This window comes from Lentzea sp. NPDC004789 (genome assembly GCF_053601075.1).
The window spans coordinates 1-19508 of sequence record NZ_JBSGBE010000047.1 but is presented as its reverse complement, the minus strand read 5'-3'; the positions used below and the strand labels follow the sequence as shown (position 1 = coordinate 19508).

Below are 19508 nucleotides of genomic sequence, written 5' to 3'. Positions count from 1 at the left end.
ATCTCCTCACGCACCATGCCCGCGAACGCGTCCTCGTCATTCACCGCGGGCACACCACCCACGGTGATCGCCGGCATGGGAACGTTGCGTGTGCCCGACGGAAGCTTGTCGCCGTGCATACCGCGGAAGTAACGCCGCTCCGTCAGCGTCTGCTCGCCGGGGTCACCCAGCTTGGTCCGCACCGCGCTGTAGCCGCGCCACACCGACCACGTCTTGTCCTCCGCCTTGACGAACCCGTCGTCATCGGCGTAATGCCACGCCGGATCACCCACATACTCGTACTGCGTGAGCACGCGGACGTTGCCACCGGTCAGATCCGACTCGGTCATGCTCGCCACGACGTACTTGTGGAAGTAGTCCCAGATCGGCGTCGTGTTGCCCTCCGGCGTCCACCGCACCGGATAACACCGCAGCTTGTTGTCCTGCAACGCGTTCGGGTCCGGCATCCGCGACCCCGCCACGCAGTCCGGGTCGGCGTAGTTGACGTCGATCTGCCCACCACTGTCGGTGAAGATCGTCTTGAGCCGCCACCACTTCATCGCCGCCAGCTGATCCGAATGCGTGTCCACCCGGTTGCTCAGCTGAATGCCCTGGAACCGCACATCCGGCACCGGAGTCTGCTGCCCCACCAAACCCACACGCGAGATCTTGTCCAGCCACAACCCCGCACGCGTGCCATCACCGGGATCCGGGAACGAGTGCGTGAAGGTCCACTTCTCCACCGCGTTCCCACCGACCTTCGCCGTCACCGACGCAAGACGCTTCGTCACCCAGAACGTCGGCGAACTGAAGTTGCACGTACTCCCCGCACACTCCTGATCCCACGGCACATCCGGCCAATGCGCCGCGTCCTTCGTGCCACAGTCCGACAAGCAGCGGTCCGCGGACTCGAACACCACCTGCATCGGCGCGGTCTCAGTACGGTCGTTACGCGTGCCGTAATCGATCTGCTTCAACACCGAGGCACGGTCGTACTCGACCAGATCAGTCCGGGAGTTGTTACGCCCGTACTTGTTCTTCTCCTTGTCATAGGAGTACGTCATCGTGTTGCCGTGCGTGTCCACGACATACTCGAGATTCCACCGATACGGCTGTGAACAGAACGAGTCCTTGAACAACGCCGCCGCACACGGCTCACCCGCGTGGTTGCCCGCCACCGGCACGTTCAGCACGGATTGACCGGTACGCCCGAACCAGTACTGCGTGCCATCCGGCGTGGTCACGACCCAGTGCTCGCCGTTACGCGCGCCGTTGTCGGCACCGGTGCGGAACTCGACACGGGTGCCGTCGTCCTGACGCAGATGCCACCGGTTCGACGGCGCCGCCTCCTTGATCAGCTCACCGCCGTGCCCCGTCATGGAAAGCGTCGCGTTCTCGTTGCGCCAGCACAGATCACCAGTCGCCACCGTGTTACGCGCACCATCGGCCATATCGCCCGCACAGCCCACATAGCGGCGCTCGATGAAGTTCACCCCGAGGTCGAAACCCTCACCGGCCCACGACGGCTGGTTGTTCGACGCCGCCATCCGCCCATCGACACTCTGCGACGAATACCCCAGCGTCAGCGACGGCGCCGGACCACCCAGCGACGGCGGCACCCGCAACGGATAGTTCCAGCTGAAACCACCGGTGTTCGACCCCGCCGACCACGTCGCCGACGGAGACAACGACGTCGCCTTGTACGTCCCCGAACCACTCGACGTCCCCGACGACAACGCCATCAACGTCACACCCGACGGACTCGCCTGCGTCGCGGTGACCTTGCTCTTCGCCGTGTCATTGCGCGAAGGCACCGGTTTCGCCGCGCACTCCGGCTTGTCCGGCGTCGACAACGCGCACTCCGGCAGCTCGACCAGACGCAGCCGGGAAGCCCAGTCACCGCCATACGCCCCGCGGAACGAGGAGTAGTCGACCTCGACCTTCGACGGGCCACCGGAGACCTTGAACAGCAGGCCGTCCACACCGGCCTTGCGGGTCCTGTCCCGGTCGAACGTCTCGATCCTGATCTTCGGCTTGGCCTTCGCCACCTCCACATCCGCGGCAGCTACGGAAAGCGGTGTTCCCGCGGCCTTGACCGGCTCGGCCGTAGCGGCATCGACCTCGGTCACACCGGCACCAGGCCACACCGGCGCACTGCCGGTGAAGGCCTTACCGGTCCGCACGTCCTCGACCTTGCGGAGACCGTTCTTCTTGCCCGCGACCACGCGCTCCTTGTTCGGCACGGGCGGCTTGTACGGCGCCGCCACCACCGACGGCGGCGTCGCGGTCAGCACAGCGGACACCAGCGACGCCGCGACGGCGATGACCAGTCCGCGTCTGGGCAGGGCTGTGGGCATGACACAACTCCAGTTCTGGTGGAAGGCCGGCTCAGCCGAAGAACACTCTGGTGGGATCGGCCCATCCAAAACCGATCTGCCTGGCCTCGGCATACGGGAAGGAGCTCAGGCCGTTGTAGTTCGTCCAGGACACGACCGCGCTGTCAGCTCGGACCATCACGATCTCGGCCTTGCCGTCGCCGGTGATGTCGGCGAAGAAGGTCCGATCAGGTGTCCAGCCCAAGCCGATCTCCTGTGAGGTGTCGTAACTGCCATAACCGAGGCCGCTGAGGTTGCGGTAGGCGGACACGGACATGTCGGCGTTCACCGTGATGAACTCCGCCTTCCCGTCGCCGTCGATGTCGGCGAACCGGACGGCCTCCGGGGCCGCGGTCGTGACCTTGACGATCACCGGAGTGGTCGAGAACGCCGTCGACTGGCCGCGGTCGTTCAGGCCGAACAGGTTGCGGTAGACGCGAACCCTGCCGTCGGCGTCGAGCGAGATCCGGTCCGCACGACCGTCACCGTCGATGTCCGCGAACTTGATCCGCTTGGTCTCGCCCGGTGCGGAGCCGATGACGGTCGCGCCGGCGAACGGTGATCCGTTCATGCCGTTGACGTTGCGGTACGCCTTGATCGTGGCGTCCGGGTCGACGCCGATGATCTCGGACTTGCCGTCACCGTCGATGTCGGCGAACCATGTCCGGTCCGGCGTCCAGCCGGAGGCGATGTCCTGTGAGCTGTTCGGGTAGTCACCGTTGACGTTGAGGTAGGCCCGGACCACCCCAGTGGGCTCCACCATGATGATCTCGCTGCGCGCGTCACCAGAGATCGATGAGCCGGTGCGTGGTGTCGCCGGGAGCGGGGCCGAAGCGAGCACGCCCTGCAGCACCTTGAGTTCGTCGATGTTGCCGCTGAAGAACTCCCCCGCGCTGCTGCGGCCCACCGACAGCACGCCGGTGGAGTTCCAGCCGACCACACCGGTGACGCTGCTCTTCAGCGTGTCCGGACTGTCCTGGTAGCCGACCGTCAGTTTGAGCGTGCGTGCGCCGGCGTCGTACACCGCCACCAGGTGCGTCCACTTGTTCACCACCGCGTCAGCCTTGGCACGCCACCACGTCGACGGACTCGACGACGCGTTCGGCATCTCAGCGCTCCACTGGGCACCGTCGTACTTCAGCGTAAACGGGTCCACCCCGGACGGACCGTGCTGAACGACAACAGAGCGGGCTGTTCCCGCACTACTGAGCTTGGCCCACACGTCCACAGAGAACGACTGATCGGTGTTCAGCACAGCTTCACTGGTGCTCGCGGAGCCGTTGGCGCCGTTGAGCTCCAGGCCATAGGTGTTCACTCCCGCACCCCACTTGGCTCCGCCAGAGAGATTGAGAGTGAGGTTGTGCCCGTAGGGCGAGGTGTCACGAGCGATCGATCCACTGCCCTCGTCGAACATCCACCTTCCCACGCTGCTGGCCTGCGTGGCGTCTGCCATGGCCAAGGCCTCCTGCGGCGTGACCGTGCGGTTCCACGCCCCCACATCGGCCAGGTCTCCGTGCCACGCTTCAGCGGCCGCGGAGTTACGCAGCGCCTTGCCGATCCACAACTGGCCGGCGGCGTTGAACCCGTTGTCCACCACGGCGACCATCCGCTGCAAGGCGCCGTCCACGTACAGTCGGGCCTCATGGTCAAGACTGTCGTAGGTACCGGTTAGATGCGTCCAGACGCCGGCAACTGCTGGACCGTCTGAGGTGGCGGTCTTCTGCACGGCGTTCGCGGTGTCGTTCTCCGCGAGGGAGAAGGTCCACTTGTGCGAGGCGGCGTCGTAGCCGAGACGGAATGCCGAGACCGCAGAACCTTGCTGGCTCACGACGGTGCGGTTCACGGTGTCCTCAGTGAGCCGAACCCAGGCGGAGACCGAGAAACCGTTGCTCGTGTCGAGCACCTTGGCGGTCGTCGCGCCGTTCGCTGCCGTGCCATTGAACCCAACGGACTGCTGACCGCCGACCGTGCGGCCGGCACGAGCGGGATCGAGCCCGGTCAGCGCGAGGTCGTGGCCTTTACCGGTGGCATCGACTGCCGGATCGTCACCGACGAACCACTGCGCGTCGTTTTGCTTCGGTCCGGCGACCTTGAACTGGAACGTCTTACGGGTCGAGAGACCCGCGCGGTCGACGGCCTCGACGAACAGTGTCCGCGGTCCGGCTGATGGTGGCGTCCAGCGGATCGGCGTGCCCGCGGCGACGGTCATCGAGGGTGGGTCCGTGAAGCCCCAGCGGTATTTGACGACGTCGGTCGACGTGCTGGCGAACGTGAAGGTGTCCGCGATACCCAGCGAACCACAGCCGTCCACCGGGCAACCCGCGGTCTTGTAAACCGACGAGCTGAACGTCGGCGGGTCGGGTGCGGTGACGTCCACAGTGAACTCGCACCAGCCCGAGGCCGGTCCCCACACCTGGTTGTCGGAGGCCGTCATGCGGTAGGCATAGTTACCGGTGGTCAGGCCACGCCCCGCGATGGCCCACTGCGCACCGCCGGCACCGGTACCCACCACGCCGGGATAGAGGAACCAGTCGTCCGACGACGGCAGTTTCGCGACGATGTCGTTCGCGCCGTCGGCGTTGAAGTCGGCGATGGTGCGCGCCGTGGCACCCGACCAGCCGCCTGTGCCGATGTCGAACCGGTCCGGCGAGCCGCTGTACCTCTCCCGCTTGCCGCTACCCAGGTACAGCCACATCGTGCCGCCGTTCTCAGCGAACACATCGGGCGCACCGTCACCGGTGCGGTCCATGACACCGAAGAAGGTGTAGTCCTGCCAGCCGTTGCCCAGCCACACCCGCTGCTGGCTCAACGCCGTGCGCGCACCATCACCGGGATAGACGTACAGTGCGCCGTCGATGTCGCGGGTGATCACGTCCTGCTTGCCGTCGCGGTCGTAGTCGGCCACACCGGCGAAGGTGTGCACACCCCAGTTCGCGCCGAGCTGGACGCGAGGCTGAGTCGAGATCGCCCGCTTGCCCTCGCCGGGATACAGCCACAGCACGCCCGTCTCGTCCTCACGGGCGATGATGTCCTTCTTGCCGTCGTTGTCCCAGTCGGCGACACCCGCGATCGTGTACCTGCCCCAGCCGGTGCCGATCAGCACCCGATCACCGGACCTCCTGCCCGACGCAGTGTCCACAGTGGGCAGCAGATACAAAAAGCCGTCCGCGTCGCGGATCACCAGATCGGGCTTGCCGTCGTTGTCCCAGTCACCGGTACCGACCAGGCTGTCCCCCGGCTCCACCACACCCGTCGGCAACGTCGACGGTTTCGGCAGCGTGTACTCCGCGGTGGTGCCGTTGCCCCACGGCGACCGCTCGACCTGCGAGACCGGTCCCTGAGAACCGTCGGGACGGATGCGCCGCCACTCGAACCGCGCCTTCAACGTGTCCGAACCATCCGGGTCACTGACCCGCCCCCGGAGCGTCGGCGTCACCGTCGGCACCACCGGCCGGGCATCCCCCGTCGCACACGCCTTGCCGTCGACGGTGAGCGGGTCCGGCGTGTTCGGCAGCGAGTTGTAGTCGATGGCCAGCACCGCCGAGCCCGCGTTGAACCGCTTCCAGTTGTTCACGCTGGCCTCGTCGACCTCCAGCGCCACGGTGACGTCGTTCCAGTTGTTCGCCGCAGCCTGGGAGACCACGCTGGTGAACGGGAACTCCACATCACCAGGACCGTCACAGCTGTGCGTCGCACCGACCTTGCGGTTGGCCGGTGCCGACGACGCCCAGTTGTTGTCCCACCGCGCCGGCTGGTTGTTCCACGTCGTGGCTCCGCTGATCGGACCCGTGACCCGCACCGTCGCCCACGAACCACCGTTGCTACAGGTGAAAGACCAGCGCTGCTCCATCCGGAACGACGCACCGGTGATGATCTTTCCCTTCACCGCGGACACATCCATCCGGAAGAACGAACGCACCTTGTACGTCGAGCTCAGGCACTTGCCATCCGACGAGACGCTGTCACAGATCAGACCCGTCCCCGCGGCACCGGCGTTGTCCGCATCGCTGAGGTAGTAGTTGCCCTGACCGTTGCGGCCCTGCCAAAAACCCCAACCCTCGTGCCCGGACTTGCTCGACACCAGCGTCCACGCGTTGTCCTGCACCCGGCCCGTCCACGACGGATCGATCATCACCGGATACCGCGTCGCCGTATCGTTGAGCATCGTGGCGTCCGGAACAACGGTGATCTGCCCGTTCTCCACCGCGACCGGCATCGGCGCCGACCGCTGGCCCGACGGCTCCGCCGACGCCGGCTCCGCGTCCGCAGACTTCGCGGGTGCCGACTTCGCCGCGACCCCGGCCGCACCCGTGCCGCCCGAGTCCCACATCAGCGGCGTCGGCGACATGAACACCACACGCCCTGAGGTGTCCTTCGCCTCCAGCCCGCCACCGGCGGCAGAGGTGGTGATGCCCTTCGTCGCGAACCCGAACGCCACCTTGGCCACCTTCGGGTTCTTCGCCGCCTCTCGGCTCTTCACCACCAGCGTCTGCGAAAACCCCCGCGCCGACGCCGTGAGCTTCAAATCCACACCCGGCAGCACCTCCGCGTAGGTCGCCACCGCACCCGACAACACCGGCCTGGGCAACGCACCGAACGGCCACGTGATCGACAACTCCCGATCACCATCACGCAACCGCGCCGCGAAACCCGTACCACCATTGGAAAACTCGACCGGCAACACCGCCGCACCAGGTGTGACAGACGCGCCCGTGACACGCACAGTCGTGTCGACCCGAGCCCACGACCCATCAGCCTTACGCGCCCACCGCGGCTCCACCGACTGCTCCGTCGTGAAACCACCACCAGGCTTGGCGAACGTCTGCGCGTTCTCCGCACGCAGCTCGACAATCTCAACCCGGCGCCCACACCGCGACGCCATCGCCGCAGCCGCCACCGCGGTCGGCTGCTCGTCAACACAGGCAGGCTCAGCCGCACGAGCCGATGGAACGACGAATGTGGACACAACTGCGAACGTCACGAACGCGCGCAAGGCAAAGCCCTGCGCCACCCCGGCGCGTGTCAAGTAAAGCCCCCCGCTATCCGCGCATGCCCCCCGACAACACGCGAACCCCCTTGCGGCAGCCGAGTCTGCCGGGCGAGATAGAGATTGGCAATGAGGCCGAACGGGTGACGCTCAGCGCATGCTCTTCTACTAGCAGTAACACCCCCTCAGTGCTCAGCCGAACATCCCCAGCGAGGTCGAGCTCGGACCTGCCGAAGCGCGAGCAGACAGACCCTCTCGGGAAGAGAACGCGGCGAGCCGACCGTGGGGCGAGGTCCTGACGTAGGCACCAGCGTCATGGTCAACTGTGAGTGGTCAGGCACCGATCGGCTTGCGAACCTCAGCGGCCTTCGCCGGCCCGTACTTGGCAAGCAGTACTTCATCGATCATCTGGGCATGGCTCAGGTTCTTCCGCTTGGCAGCCGCGCCCAACCTGGCGTCGGTGAAGTCGAACATCGACGGCAGCTCGAACTTCCACGCGCCATCCTCACGCAGGAAGCTGAGGAACACTGTCGTCTGCGCGGGGGGCACAGCGACCTTTCCCAACGCCTTGCCGTCGTGGATCGTCAGATCGCCCAGCGTGATGCCATTGACACTGTCCCCGCTGACCAAGCCCTCGTCGATGACAGCCTTCACCAGGTCCCGCGGAGACGCACTACGCAACACCACGGGATCCATGTCGCCCCGCATCGTGTACGCGAGGATCCGGCCACTCGGGACCAGCACAGCGACCTGCTGCTCAGCACCGGTGAGCGCGACCTTTCTGATCTTGTCGTACTCGCTGAACGTGCTGCTCGACAGCACCGATGCGGCGGCCGCGCCATCCTTGGCCACTACGGCCTTCCTGAAAGCCTCGAAGGCGACACCAATGGACTGGGAGTCGTCGACGACCTGCGACGTGGACGGTGCGCTGGAAGCTGTAGTCGGTGCCGAGGTACCGCACGCCGCGCCGAACAGGCACACAACTACCACAAGAAGTCGCTTCATCAGCGGAGCGTAGCCAGTCAACAGGCACCGAGAACGAAAAACAGACACCGAGATTCCGCGAAATACCAGCATCGATTACCGGGCCGACTTGTGCTCAAGAAGCCCGAGGCGCACAACTGAGGCCTCTCACTCCAGCTACACCCCGGAGGTCGTCATGGCCTGGTCAGAACAGATCGGCATGCAGTCCTGGCGAGTCCGCTACCGCACCGGCGACGGACACACCGCCTCGATCTCCGGCTTCACCACCCAGCGCGCCGCCGACAACTACGCCGCCGACATCGAGTGCGATCAACGCCGCAACACCTGGCTCGACCCCACCCGCGACCACACCACCGTCGCCGAATAGGTCACGACCTGGTTCGCCGCACTCGACCTCGACCCGCGCACCATCGACAACTACCGCAGCGTCCTGCGCTGCCACATCCTGCGCCGCTGGGGAGCCACACCGCTGGGCGCCATCACCGCGCTCGGCGTGAACAAATGGATCAACGACCTACGCCAGCTCGGCTACGCCAACACCACCGTCGCCACCATCATCAAGGTCTTGTCGATGATCCTCACCGACGCCGCCGACGAACGTCTCATCTCCTGCAACCCCATCCGCCGCTACCGACGGCGAGGACGACGCAGCCACCGCATCGAACGCGAACGCGTCTGGGCGTCACCCACCGAAGTCCTCCGCATCGCCGAACAAGCCGCCGCACTCGGAGGCGACACCGCCAGCCTCCTGATCATCACCGCGGGCTGGACCGGATGCCGCTGGGGCGAACTCACCGGACTGCGCCGCGACAACGTTGATCTCGACCAGGGTGTTCTGATCATCGACCCGCGCACCGGGGCGCTGCACGAGAGTGCGCACACGCGGTGGCTCGGCTCACCCAAGACTCCCTCCTCGGCCCGCACGATCACCTTGCCACCGTTTCTCATCAGCTTGCTGCGCAAGCATCTTGAGCGGCACGACAACGAGTTCGTGTTCACCGCCGAAGGCGGAACATGGTTGTGGCGCAGCACATTCATCCGACGCGTGCTCAAACCCGCGGTCAACGGCAACGAAGGACGACCGCACTCAGGCATTCACACAGTGCCGATCCGGCCCGGCCTGACCTTCCACGGATTGCGGCACAGCCACAAGACGTGGCTCATCGCCGGCGGCGCGCCCGAGATCGCCCAAGCACGACGCCTCGGACACCACCTGCCCAACCGCGTCACCGAGGTCTACTCCCACGTCGCACCCGAAGTCGAAATCCGACTCCTCAACGACCTCCAACGCCGCTGGCACGAAGCAGACCTGAATGTCCGAGTACACCCGACCGCACCGGAACCGTCACAACGCCATGTCTCCGGACCGCTTGCGGCGTAAGCAACCCCGCTGCCCCTCACACCGTTAGTGGGAGGGGCGCGACGATCACCCAGTCCAGCGACCAGCACAACGATCAAGCCGGAGAATCCTGCTCCAGAACTGCTCCATAGGGTCACCGCAACACGATCAACAAGCGATCACTCAAGATCCACCCAGAACAGCAAGAAACCCGCCTGACCAGCGGAAACCGCTCGACCAGACGGGCTCTCAATTCAAGTGGAGCTGAGGGGACTCGAACCCCTGACCCTCACACTGCCAGAATGGTCCACAATAGATCCTTACCAGCGCAAACCGAAGCACCCCAGGTCATCCAGTGTCGTTGACTGCCGTTCATCGCCGTTGCGCGCCGTTCGGTGATGTTCAACACCTTGCCGTGCTCCAGTTTTACTCCACGACGTTCAGTGTGAGATCCAGCCGAAGTGCCACGAAGTGGCTGCAACACAAGGGCTACAGAGCTTCGACACCAAGGTGGACACTTCACCCTCTAAGGTTACTCCGCCGCCATCAAGGCGCTACTGCATCAGCACCCTTTCTCTCCCACCAGGCAGACTGTGCCGATCACCACGGCCCACCGCCGACGCGGAGTGCGTCTCGCTGCCTGTGAACGGATTCCACAGTGAGCTGTCCTCATAGTTCACTTTGCTCGTTAAGCTTCGTCCGTAGCCTTAGGACGGCGCGGGTGTGCAGCTGGCAGACCCTGTTTTCGGTCACGCCGAGGACTTGCCGATCTCGGCGAGAGTCAGGTTCTCGAAGTAGTACAGGATTACGACCACGCGGTCACGTTCGGCCAGCTGAGCAATGGCGTCGACGAGCTGGCGGCGGCTGTCCTGGGCGACGAGCGAAGCCACCGGGTCTTGCCCCAACCGAATTGACTCCTGTCCGCATGGCGATCAAACCGGTCCGCCGCCCCACGCATATAGGCAACGAGGCTGCTCGCCGGGTGGAGCGCCGGATCAGCCGAGTCATCGTCGAACAGCCGGACGTCCCCTTGACGGACGGAATGTTCTGTGCCAGGTTGGATTTGGCTTCAACAGGCCAATAAGGGCGGCACGAAGCACGAGTCGGCAGTTGGGGAACTGACGGGCGTGCCGCTGCTCGGGGGAGTCCACGGGGGGATTCTGTTTGCGGTAGGCGCATCTTGTCCTCTTGTTTTCACCTGGCCCTGTAGCAGGCCCTTCTGCGGTTCCACGCGCCACAGTGCTGTGGTGGACCGACGCGGCCGCCACGGCTCCAGCGCCTTGTTGTCGCCTCCTGTGGTTTGAATCGCGGGTTCACGTCCGGTTCGGATGTGTTCTTTTATTTCAACCTGAGGGGAAACGTGTCTAAGAAGGACAGGAAGAATAAGGTCATGGCCGCTCTCCTGGGGCCTGTCATGATGTTCGGGCTTGTCGTCACGCCATCCGCCGCCGCACTGCCCAACCAGCAGGCGACACCGGTGGCGGGCAGGGAGGCGGGTGCGGCCGCATCGCAAGAGCCGCCGTCGGTACCGCCGGCAGAGCTCAGCGGAGTCGCATCCCCGCAACGTGATGGTTGCTCGCCCGCCAAGTTGCGTGCGGCCGCTGACAAGGCGGCCGAAGTGCAAGCCGGGCGCTACAAGGGTGCGAAGCTGGTGTCGTGTGCGACGACCATGCAGCCGGATGCGGCAACTAGAGGCGGTCGTGACGCCGCACTGTCCAAGGCGCGTGCCGCCGCCGGTGCGCAGAAGGGCGATGTTGGTACGCAGGCCTACATCCAGCCGCCGCAGTTTTGTTTCGACCATGCCTTCGACGGGAAGTGGTGGGGCACGCGCAACGACATGTGCAACATCAGCGACTGGCGGGTCACCTTGTGGCTGTACCAGAACGGTGTGCCGGTCCGGATCGTCGGCACAGCCGACTGGCTGGAGATCAACTACGCGTACACCAGCTCAAGTCTGGACACCTGGGCGCACCAGATTCGAACGGTGAAGTACACCGGTGAGGGCGAAGGGAACGGCCCAGCGTCGATCTCCGGGTTCTCCACGTGTGGCGGTGACTGCAAGCAGGACACCGACACCGGCCTGCGGCCCGGCGACTTCGCCACGGACGTCAACAACGACGGCGAGGCGTACAACACCTCCACGCGCAGCGAGCCCGGCGGCATCGGCTACGGGTACGGGCACTGGGAGTACTGGATCACCTATGTGGGCTTCACTCCCACCGAGCCGATCCCGGTTGATCTGCCGACTGTGCGCTGTGACAACGCCATCGGCGACAACGACAACAACTCCGGTGATCCGTTCAGCGCTGCCACCGTTGCCGCCGCGGGCGCCGGTTGCGTGTTCCTCGGGATCTTGCCGGTGATGGTGTACTCCAAGACCGGTCCCTACAAGACTCTCGCCGAACACATCGAGGCGGCGCAGCTGAGCGGGCTGCCTGGCGCCTACCCCAACGGCGTGGCGCTCAACCGCATCACCAATGCGACGGACAAAGGCAGGAACGGCAACACGGCGTGCCCGCCGTCCAGCGTGTGGAAGCGCCCGACGGGCCGGTCGTGCGACGAGTATCCGTTCCGCTCGACCAGGCAGGGCGCCTACACAGGCGGGGGCAGTGCCCGCACCTTCGCCCCGCCGACGACCCCCTGGTGCGAGATGGATCCCAACTGGGGCGTCCCGACCAATGTCACCGGGCCGACAGGCTGGTCATCCTGCATGATCAACGCTGACGACAACCGCAGCGGGGGTGCCGCCCTGGGCGCCTTCTACTCGTCCAAACGCGTGCTCGACGGCGACGCGTTCAAGGTGTTGATCACCCCGTAGCACTCGCCCGCACAAGCGGGGTGGCTGCTCCCTCCGTCAGGACGGGGCAGCCGCCACCGTGGGAAGATCCAGGACATGCGACTGCCCGTTCCCGTCGTTCGTGCCGATGCCGTCGAGCACTACGCCGAGCTGCTCGCCAGCGAGGCGTTGCCGTCAGAGGCACTGTGCCTGACCGCGGTTCGCGGGTTGACTGTCGTCGAAGCGCTGGCTCGCTTCGACGCCGCACCGCGGACGCGTACAACCACGCTCGCCGATGCCGGCCAGGCATCCGTCAACGCCTTCCCCGACGAACTACCTCTCGTCGTCGCCGGCGAGCGTGACGGATGGGTGTTTCTGGCCGAGCACAACGGCTATCACGGCTCACTGCCCGAGGTCCTCGCCGTGCTGTCCAACGGCACCGTGGCCGCAGCGGTCTACTGGAACGTCGACTTCGACAGCACGATCAACCTCGCCCGAGACGGCCAGATTCTCGCCGAAATGGACTTCATCGGCCATGAGGCACCGGCAGCAGACCTCGCGTCCTACCTGGAAGGCCTGGACTTCGAGGACGCCGAGCGCATGTGCGCCGCGGCGATCGCGTTCCTCGAGCGAGTAACCGGAGTACGGCTCGACGCCAACTGGGCAACAAGCCCGCACCTGGCGTCCGTGATCACGCAGCCGAAGAGGTTCAAGTCTTCCGATCCCGCGGGCTGGCTCGCAACCAACGCGCCAGAGATTGCCGACATCGCACCCACGGCCGACGCGTCGGCGTTGCGCGAGATCGCCACCACCGCGGCCAGCTGGGCCTGCACGGCCGCGGGCATCCACGATGCGGACATCGCGCGTGACCTGTCGACAGACGTCGACAGCGTGCCGGCCGCTGTCCTGGCGCAGCGGCGCGAGCAGCTCACGGACCGCACCCGCGAGGCACACTTTCGAGCTTTGAACCTGCGATGGGACCGGTGCACGCCGCCTGACCAGGACGCCGACCGCGTGACTCGGCTACAGGCCGATGTCGCTCGCCGACACGCGGACACCACCACCGAACATGGGCTGATCGCCCGCGCTCACGCGCTGGCAGCGGTACGCGCACGTCTGATCAAGGATCCGATCACCTCAGCCGCACAGGCGCTGATCAACGCTTGCCACGCCGATCGAGCCCAGTGGCCCCAGCTTCGGGACCAGGCCGCGATACGTCTGTCCAAGGCACACTGATCCGTGCCGTTGCGCGACGTGATGAAACTGGACTTCATCCGGTGGAGCCCAGAGAACGGCCGGGCGAAGACCGACCTTGCGCGCGCATCCTGTTGAGGCATTCGGGCCGGTTGTGATCGCGAGGGCTTGTCAACGCTTCTTGAACCCTGGTTCTGGCACGGTTTCCGTGATGACCCCGGTGTGCGGCGTGCCGACTGAGCGGTTGATCATGATCGACGTGTGTTGATCTTGACTTGGCTCGGGTGCTCTGGCCGCATCTGGCCCGTGTGCGTGTCGAAGCGGTGGCGGCGGCTGGCCGCGTAGTGCGGGTTGAGGCCAGGACCGGTGCTGCTCCGGCGGCGTGTCCAGGTTGCGGCACGATGCCGGGCCGGGTGCACAGTCGCTACCGCCGCCAGCTGTCCGACACGGCGGCTGCGGGCCGGAAGTCGTGGTTCGGCTGCAGGTCCGGAGGTTGTTCTGCGACAACACCGACTGTGCCAGTAAGACGTTCGCCGAGCAGGTACCCGGATTGGCCGATCGGTACGCCCGCCGGACTCCGCTGCTGCAGCGGGTGTTGTGCGCGGTGGCGCTGGCGATGGGTGAACCTCAGACGTGCTGGTGCGCGGCTGACCCAGCAGTTGGCTGCGTCGGTCAGCCGGATGACACTGCTGCGCATCGTGCGCGCGGCCTGCCCGATCCCGAATCGTGCATGCCACGGTGCGACGTAGTCATGCGGCTCGCACCTAAAGACATATTTCGCAACAGCTCAGGGGTGTCTGCTCGATGAGCAGGCACCCCTGATGCCGTCCTGCATAGCCAACCGTCACTCGACGATCCGGAACCACCCCGGCTCCGGTTCGGCCAGGATTCCCTTCCGTATGAGGTCGAGGCACTCCCGCACGAGCTCGTCCCTGGTGGGAACGGGGCTCACGCCAGCACTTCGCGCGAACTCCTCCAGCCGCCACACGTCGAACGCCTCAGACCCGTCCAGGAGCAAATCCAGTTCGACCACAGCTCCATCAGGGCCGGTCATCCGCAGCCCGCGCCCGTGGACCGCGTACGAGAAGCCGCCCTTCGACTCGCCTTCCCAGTCCAGCTCTCTCGCGCGAACGGCTTGCAACACGGGCTCCACCGTGTCGAGTTGCGGATAGTCGGCGACCAACGCAGTTCTGAACAGCTCGCGATGCCGCAGGAAAGAGCTGACGCAGGCAGCAACCTCGTCCGGCACGGTCACCTCCTCCGCCTCTTCGTTTCAGGGAAGTCGCCGCGCACCTCGACGCACGCCCAGACCACATCGTCGGCGGAGTTGTAGCATCGGGGCCTTGACCTCGGCCAGCGGTCCGCACAATGAAGCGTCTGGTCGCCGCGCAAGCCCTCTCGAGCGCTGCCTGGAGTCAAGGTGAACGCACACGGTGTCGTCCACCCTGACTCGCATTCGCGGCTGACCTCCAGCGCCCGGAGAGGGCGCGGGGCTGGTGCCATCTGTGTGCTCTCCAACCTCCCCGCGCCCCTACGGCGATTCGCTATCGGCGATTGCGTCAGGACTGGAAGTGGGCCTGCTGCCCCAATTGCGCTGTCGCTCCAGCGTGCAACCGGGTCCGCCGAAGACGATTGCAGGGTGACTGGGGTGAGTTACAGACGATCAAGCTCCTTGCCGTCACTGTCAAGGACTACGTAGTCCCCAGGATATGGCAGCCACACACCGATGCCGTTTGCCCACACGACGACTTCGATTTTCGGCAAAGCTTCCAACGGCACCCTAAGGAAGATCGACTGACCTTCGGTCAGCCTGAACGTTGTGCCCACCGGTTCGAAGCAGATCTCCACTGGGCTGTCGCCAGCAGCAAGGTACTTAAGGTCCACAGTTTCCATGTCAGTCCCCCATGGCCCGTAGCCGGGCCGCTCGGCAGTGGTGAGAATGGGGTGGTCGCCCGGCGACGTCGTATGAGCTTGGTGCCGGGTGCCCGTATGTCAGTCGGACGCGGGAGCCTGCGGTACCCGGTATTGCTGCTACGAGCGCGTGATTCAGATTCGTTGTCGACAGGCTCCTCCGGGCGACGCCACTGCAGCCGGTGGAGGGGAAGGAGCCGGACCGATGGACGTGGTGATCGAGCGCTGCGCTGGGATCGACATCGGTAAGAGGACGATGGCGGTGACGATCCGTACGCCAGGCAAGGGCCGGGCGCGGCGCAAGGAAACCCGGACGTTTCGCACGGTGACCGGGGCGGTGCTGGAGCTGCGTGACTGGCCGGTCGCCGAGCGGATGCAGACCGCGGCGATGGAGGCCACCAGTGATTACTGGAAGCCGGTGTTCTACCTGCTGGAAGACGCGATCGAGTGCCGGTTGCTCAACGCTCATCACCTCAAGGCGGTGCCCGGCCGCAAGACCGATGTGAAGGATTCCGAGTGGATCGCGCAACTGGTCGAACACGGGCTGGTGCGGCCCTCGTTCGTGCCGCCGCCCCCGATCCGCGAGCCGTCACCGGTGCCGGTCTGCCATTGCCAGCGTTGTTCGAACTCCCGCTGGGAGTAGCCGGATCCCTCCCGGGCCGCACAGGCCGTTGGGCGAGTAGCCGCACCCGACGGACGCCGGGGACTTCTCGTAGTGGGTTTCCTGGTAGTTGTAGAGGTCGCAGGAGTCGCAGTACAGGCCGGTCGATTCGCTTGGTTGAGCCATCCGCCATCAACACCGTCGTTGCCTTCGCAGCCGGGCCGAATAGCCTTGGCGGCCCTCCCCAGCCAGCCTGCCTCCTCGGACGCGAGCGCTGCGCCGCGCAATGCCGATCCGCCCACTTCTCCCGCAGCGAGCCCGACCGCGCCGACGACGGTGAACACGAGGTCCCAGCCGTTGGCCGGCCGGTTGCCCACCGTGTAGGACCACTCGCAGAAACCAGCGCCTGGGTTGCTGCTGAAGCAGAGGTAGGTGGCCCAGTGAGTGACGGCCTGCGCGTAGGACTCTCCTTCCTTCATCATGACCGGTGCGCCGAAGATGGGGCCTCGCTTCATCTCCTCGGCCGTGGGTAGTCGATGGCCGTAGATGATCGGCTGGTTGGAGCCGTCACCGGTGCCGGTCTGCCACTGCCAGCGCCGTTCGAACTCCCGCTGGGAATACCTGGATCAAGTCAGGTCAAGGAAGTGACCTAACCCCACGACGAAGTCGCACTCGCAGGAATCACGTATGAAGTTGATAGCGCCTGATCGAAGATCACAAGCAAGGCATCTGGCTGATATTTCAAACCCTCCATCATCAACCTCGCCGAGCGCAATGACCACACTCCAGAAGCGTCGGATTCAAGCCGAAACGACCAAGGCATCTCCGAACACCCCTCGTTATGGACATGCCAGGCGGGAACTACACTAACGAACGAACTTCCGATGAATTTCCGCCATTCCGCGTGGCGACTGACGATAAATCGACGACCCCGGACTCAGGCGCCGGGTCGCGACCTACCTCGCCGACCAACAGGCCATCACCATCCGCTACCACCAGGCCCGCACCCTCGACGACAAAAACGCTGCCCTGCAAGACCTGCTCGACCACGCCGACACCCACAGCCCACTCATCGACGAAGTGATCAAATACCAAGCCGACCACGGCAACTTCGCCAAACCACCCGCCATCGCAGCCGCCGCCAGCGACGACGAACCGCCAGCCGCGCCCACCAAACGGCGCAGCAGCCGCACCCGCGAACCCAAGCAGTAGCCACCAGCCGGGGCCACCAGCCGGGGCCAGGTTGTTCAAACTGCTCTACAGGATCAAGACGGCCCCTGCCGAAGCCGGGGCCGCGCGCACGCGCTACAGGCCTACGGCCCCGCGCGCACGCCCAGCAACGCCGACCGTCAGCCGACGGCTACCAATCCATGGTCTTGGATGTCCGTCACTCCATGACGGCAACCGTGACGACAACGCGGGCGATCTCAGGCGACCAGCGACACACTCCCGTCACGCACCGTCAGGATGCCATGTCAGCGCATCGATCGAACAAGATCGCTGGCAGTCCCCGCCGGATCAGCGATGTCAAGTACGTCAAGCGCGGCTCCGTAGCAGCTCGCATCGGTAAGCCCTTCCCGGATAATTAGCCAAAGCGATTCTCGGACTCGGGCGATGCACCGCTCGAGAAGGGCGCCATTTCCGCGTTCGACCTCATTAGCAACTGGAGCACCGGACAGGATTAGGAACATCAATTCAAGCACCGTAATTCGGACCCAGCGCGGCCTGGGGCCGGCCAGCGCGGCCGCCAAGACGCTAACCGCGGGCTCAGCCACGCTGTAGAGATTGGCTTGGGGAACAATCCTGTTTTCTAAAGAGTCCTCGGTGGCATCAATCATGTCAGGATCCGAGCTAAGAAGTGACGTCAGAATTTGGCCGATGTCTGCCGCCGAAACACCATCGAGCTGCCGGTAGCTCCCCCAATCAATTGCTTCGATCAGCCGTTCAGCAAGACCGACGAAGCCATCACCTACCTCAGTCACCCCACACACCTCCAGATTCGCCACGCGTACCAGGAGGGAACAGGGAAGGAGGGTATTTTCCTTGACACCTCGGGCACACAGTATGCGGTCTCCATTCCAGCTCACCCGTGGTCTTATTCCGTCGCCAAGCGTAAGTCTGAGTCATTTGCGCGCCGGGCATACGCTCCTGGATGATGTCCCCGGCATGAATTTCGCTACCACGAGGACCATTGCCTGTGCCCATCACGTTGCCCTCCGCGTCGTAGCCCCCGACATAGACGGGCGACTGACGGTTCGGCGTGCCGTCAGGCTTCAGGCCAGCCTGATCGCGGGCTCGCTCAGCAGCAGCCAGCCCGCTTTCACCTTCTGTGCCGCAGTTGTGAACCAGCACCGGCGTTGTGCCGGCGAGCACATAGTACGAGCCGAGCACACCAGGGCCGGGGTGTCCAGGTCGTACGTCCAGTTGGGCGCTCCACCTGGACACCCCGGCCCTGCCGCACTCCCCCAAGGGCGGGACGACGGCGACGGGATGGCACCCAAGAAGTCACGGCCGACGGGTGCCGATACAACCTCACAAAAGAGTGACGGCAACCGTGACGGCAACGGGTACGCACAACGGGGTCCACCGACGCACCCCGTGGCCACTGATACATGGCCGAAGCCAAGTGATCATACCGAGCAGAACGACACCGTAGGACCATAGTCATTCTCTTCATCGGCAAGCGAGACGACAAATTCCCTGCCGGGGAACGCGGTGGCAAGCGCCGCCTTCCACATTGCAGCCACTCGCGCCGAGAGGCTAGACAATACCCGATACTCCGCATCCGACTTTGGCGCCAGGATATCCCACAGATGAATGTGATTTACAATTGCCTCAACGCGGGAGACATCGCCATCCAACTGACCAAACCAGTCGTCGATCGCCTTCCTATCGAAGAGGAACCCCAGGAAGACGCCCCCTCGATATTCGGTGAATTCAGGCCATAAGAGCAGGGAGAGAGCGGCAGCTTCACCCACCGTGACACTGGACAGAAGAAATGTCCGCGGATCGAACGACTCCCCATCGTTGACCCAGCCCTCTAGCTGCGGCAACCCTCCAAGGTCCACGGCCACCAGCCTCTCGTCCGCTTCCACCAAAGGTCTTCAATAGCAGTTCGATAGTGGATCAGCATGCCGCCCGAGGCAAGTCTCCCGGTCCGGCCGGAATCGCAATCTTACTCTGCTGCGGGAAGATGCGCCCGTCTGGGGCGACGTTGCGGGCGAACTCCTGTACGTGTGGCGTTTCGACGCCGCCATGAGCCGCCCAACTAGTACTACAGCCGCATGGCGTGACCTGTGAGTCGTCGCTGGTAATGGCATTGTCGGGCTCGGTGTTGGTGGCGTCGTCGCCAGCGCGACCAT

At 65.0% G+C, this 19508-nt stretch carries 14 protein-coding genes and 2 pseudogenes; 6 read left to right on the top strand and 10 right to left on the bottom strand.

The genetic code is table 11. The features are described 5' to 3' along the window. The 3 genes from ACWEIJ_RS45820 to ACWEIJ_RS45810 form a co-directional block, all read right to left on the bottom strand. Window positions 1-2336, bottom strand: a 2336-nt coding sequence (locus tag ACWEIJ_RS45820; RefSeq protein WP_449843591.1) for a SpvB/TcaC N-terminal domain-containing protein, incomplete at its 3' end; no start/stop codon positions are given. 31 nt (window positions 2337-2367) lie between these two features. Further along, window positions 2368-6969 (bottom strand): FG-GAP-like repeat-containing protein, encoded by a 4602-nt coding sequence (locus tag ACWEIJ_RS45815; protein WP_449843590.1) that lies wholly within the window; start codon window positions 6967-6969, stop codon window positions 2368-2370. Window positions 6970-7674: 705 nt separating this feature from the next. Next, window positions 7675-8346 carry a hypothetical protein gene (locus ACWEIJ_RS45810; RefSeq protein ID WP_449843589.1) on the bottom strand — a complete coding sequence of 224 codons (672 nt, stop codon included), beginning with the start codon at window positions 8344-8346 and terminating at the stop codon, window positions 7675-7677. Window positions 8347-8500: 154 nt separating this feature from the next. Here ACWEIJ_RS45810 and ACWEIJ_RS45805 point away from each other — a divergent pair, with 154 nt between their 5' ends. The 3 genes and pseudogenes from ACWEIJ_RS45805 (at window position 8501) to ACWEIJ_RS45795 (ending at window position 9706) form a co-directional block, all read left to right on the top strand. Further along, complete coding sequence (locus ACWEIJ_RS45805; protein WP_449843588.1) at window positions 8501-8692, top strand: hypothetical protein; 192 nt, start codon at window positions 8501-8503, stop codon at window positions 8690-8692. A gap of 33 nt (window positions 8693-8725) precedes the next feature. Continuing rightward, window positions 8726-8830, top strand: a pseudogene (locus ACWEIJ_RS45800) (hypothetical protein); the annotation flags it as partial. Window positions 8831-8896: 66 nt separating this feature from the next. After that, complete coding sequence (locus ACWEIJ_RS45795) at window positions 8897-9706, top strand: site-specific integrase (RefSeq protein ID WP_449843592.1); 810 nt, start codon at window positions 8897-8899, stop codon at window positions 9704-9706. A 627-nt stretch (window positions 9707-10333) separates the two neighbouring features. On the opposite strand, the pseudogene ACWEIJ_RS45790 reads toward ACWEIJ_RS45795, so the two are convergent. Continuing rightward, window positions 10334-10563 (bottom strand): annotated as a pseudogene (locus tag ACWEIJ_RS45790) (sigma-70 family RNA polymerase sigma factor); the annotation flags it as partial. Window positions 10564-11054: 491 nt separating this feature from the next. Here ACWEIJ_RS45790 and ACWEIJ_RS45785 point away from each other — a divergent pair. Next, window positions 11055-12482: a hypothetical protein gene (locus tag ACWEIJ_RS45785; protein ID WP_449843587.1), complete on the top strand. Its 1428-nt coding sequence runs from the start codon at window positions 11055-11057 to the stop codon at window positions 12480-12482. A 75-nt stretch (window positions 12483-12557) separates the two neighbouring features. Continuing rightward, complete coding sequence (locus ACWEIJ_RS45780) at window positions 12558-13676, top strand: DUF6461 domain-containing protein (RefSeq protein ID WP_449843586.1); 1119 nt, start codon at window positions 12558-12560, stop codon at window positions 13674-13676. An 802-nt stretch (window positions 13677-14478) separates the two neighbouring features. On the opposite strand, the gene ACWEIJ_RS45775 is transcribed toward ACWEIJ_RS45780, so the two are convergent. Beyond that, complete coding sequence (locus ACWEIJ_RS45775; RefSeq protein ID WP_449843585.1) at window positions 14479-14889, bottom strand: DUF6896 domain-containing protein; 411 nt, start codon at window positions 14887-14889, stop codon at window positions 14479-14481. Between the two features lie 398 nt (window positions 14890-15287). Beyond that, entirely contained in the window at window positions 15288-15527 is a 240-nt protein-coding gene (locus ACWEIJ_RS45770; RefSeq protein WP_449843584.1) for a hypothetical protein, read from the bottom strand. Window positions 15528-15750: 223 nt separating this feature from the next. On the opposite strand from ACWEIJ_RS45770, the gene ACWEIJ_RS45765 reads away from it, so the two are divergent. Beyond that, a complete protein-coding gene (locus ACWEIJ_RS45765) occupies window positions 15751-16188 on the top strand; it encodes an IS110 family transposase (RefSeq protein WP_449843583.1) in 438 nt (145 codons plus the stop codon). Window positions 16189-17007: 819 nt separating this feature from the next. Here ACWEIJ_RS45765 and ACWEIJ_RS45760 read toward each other — a convergent pair. From ACWEIJ_RS45760 to ACWEIJ_RS45745, 4 genes are all read right to left on the bottom strand, one after another. Further along, window positions 17008-17397, bottom strand: a complete 390-nt coding sequence (locus ACWEIJ_RS45760; RefSeq protein WP_449843582.1) for a hypothetical protein — start codon at window positions 17395-17397, stop codon at window positions 17008-17010. A 224-nt stretch (window positions 17398-17621) separates the two neighbouring features. Next, a complete protein-coding gene (locus ACWEIJ_RS45755) occupies window positions 17622-18128 on the bottom strand; it encodes a hypothetical protein (RefSeq protein ID WP_449843581.1) in 507 nt (168 codons plus the stop codon). 648 nt (window positions 18129-18776) lie between these two features. Continuing rightward, window positions 18777-19241 carry a hypothetical protein gene (locus tag ACWEIJ_RS45750; protein WP_449843580.1) on the bottom strand — a complete coding sequence of 155 codons (465 nt, stop codon included), beginning with the start codon at window positions 19239-19241 and terminating at the stop codon, window positions 18777-18779. A 31-nt stretch (window positions 19242-19272) separates the two neighbouring features. Then, window positions 19273-19508 (bottom strand): polymorphic toxin type 24 domain-containing protein (locus ACWEIJ_RS45745; protein ID WP_449843579.1); only part of this gene is annotated, 236 nt, incomplete at its 5' end.

Bases quoted from the DNA above. Each gene is read 5' to 3' on its own strand.
- ACWEIJ_RS45810 (WP_449843589.1), bottom strand. From the start codon at position 8,346: ATGAAGCGACTTCTTGTGGTAGTTGTGTGCCTGTTCGGCGCGGCGTGC.
- ACWEIJ_RS45805 (WP_449843588.1), top strand. From the start codon at position 8,501: ATGGCCTGGTCAGAACAGATCGGCATGCAGTCCTGGCGAGTCCGCTAC.
- ACWEIJ_RS45795 (WP_449843592.1), top strand. From the start codon at position 8,897: ATGATCCTCACCGACGCCGCCGACGAACGTCTCATCTCCTGCAACCCC.
- ACWEIJ_RS45785 (WP_449843587.1), top strand. From the start codon at position 11,055: ATGGCCGCTCTCCTGGGGCCTGTCATGATGTTCGGGCTTGTCGTCACG.
- ACWEIJ_RS45780 (WP_449843586.1), top strand. From the start codon at position 12,558: ATGCGACTGCCCGTTCCCGTCGTTCGTGCCGATGCCGTCGAGCACTAC.
- ACWEIJ_RS45770 (WP_449843584.1), bottom strand. From the start codon at position 15,527: ATGGAAACTGTGGACCTTAAGTACCTTGCTGCTGGCGACAGCCCAGTG.
- ACWEIJ_RS45765 (WP_449843583.1), top strand. From the start codon at position 15,751: ATGGACGTGGTGATCGAGCGCTGCGCTGGGATCGACATCGGTAAGAGG.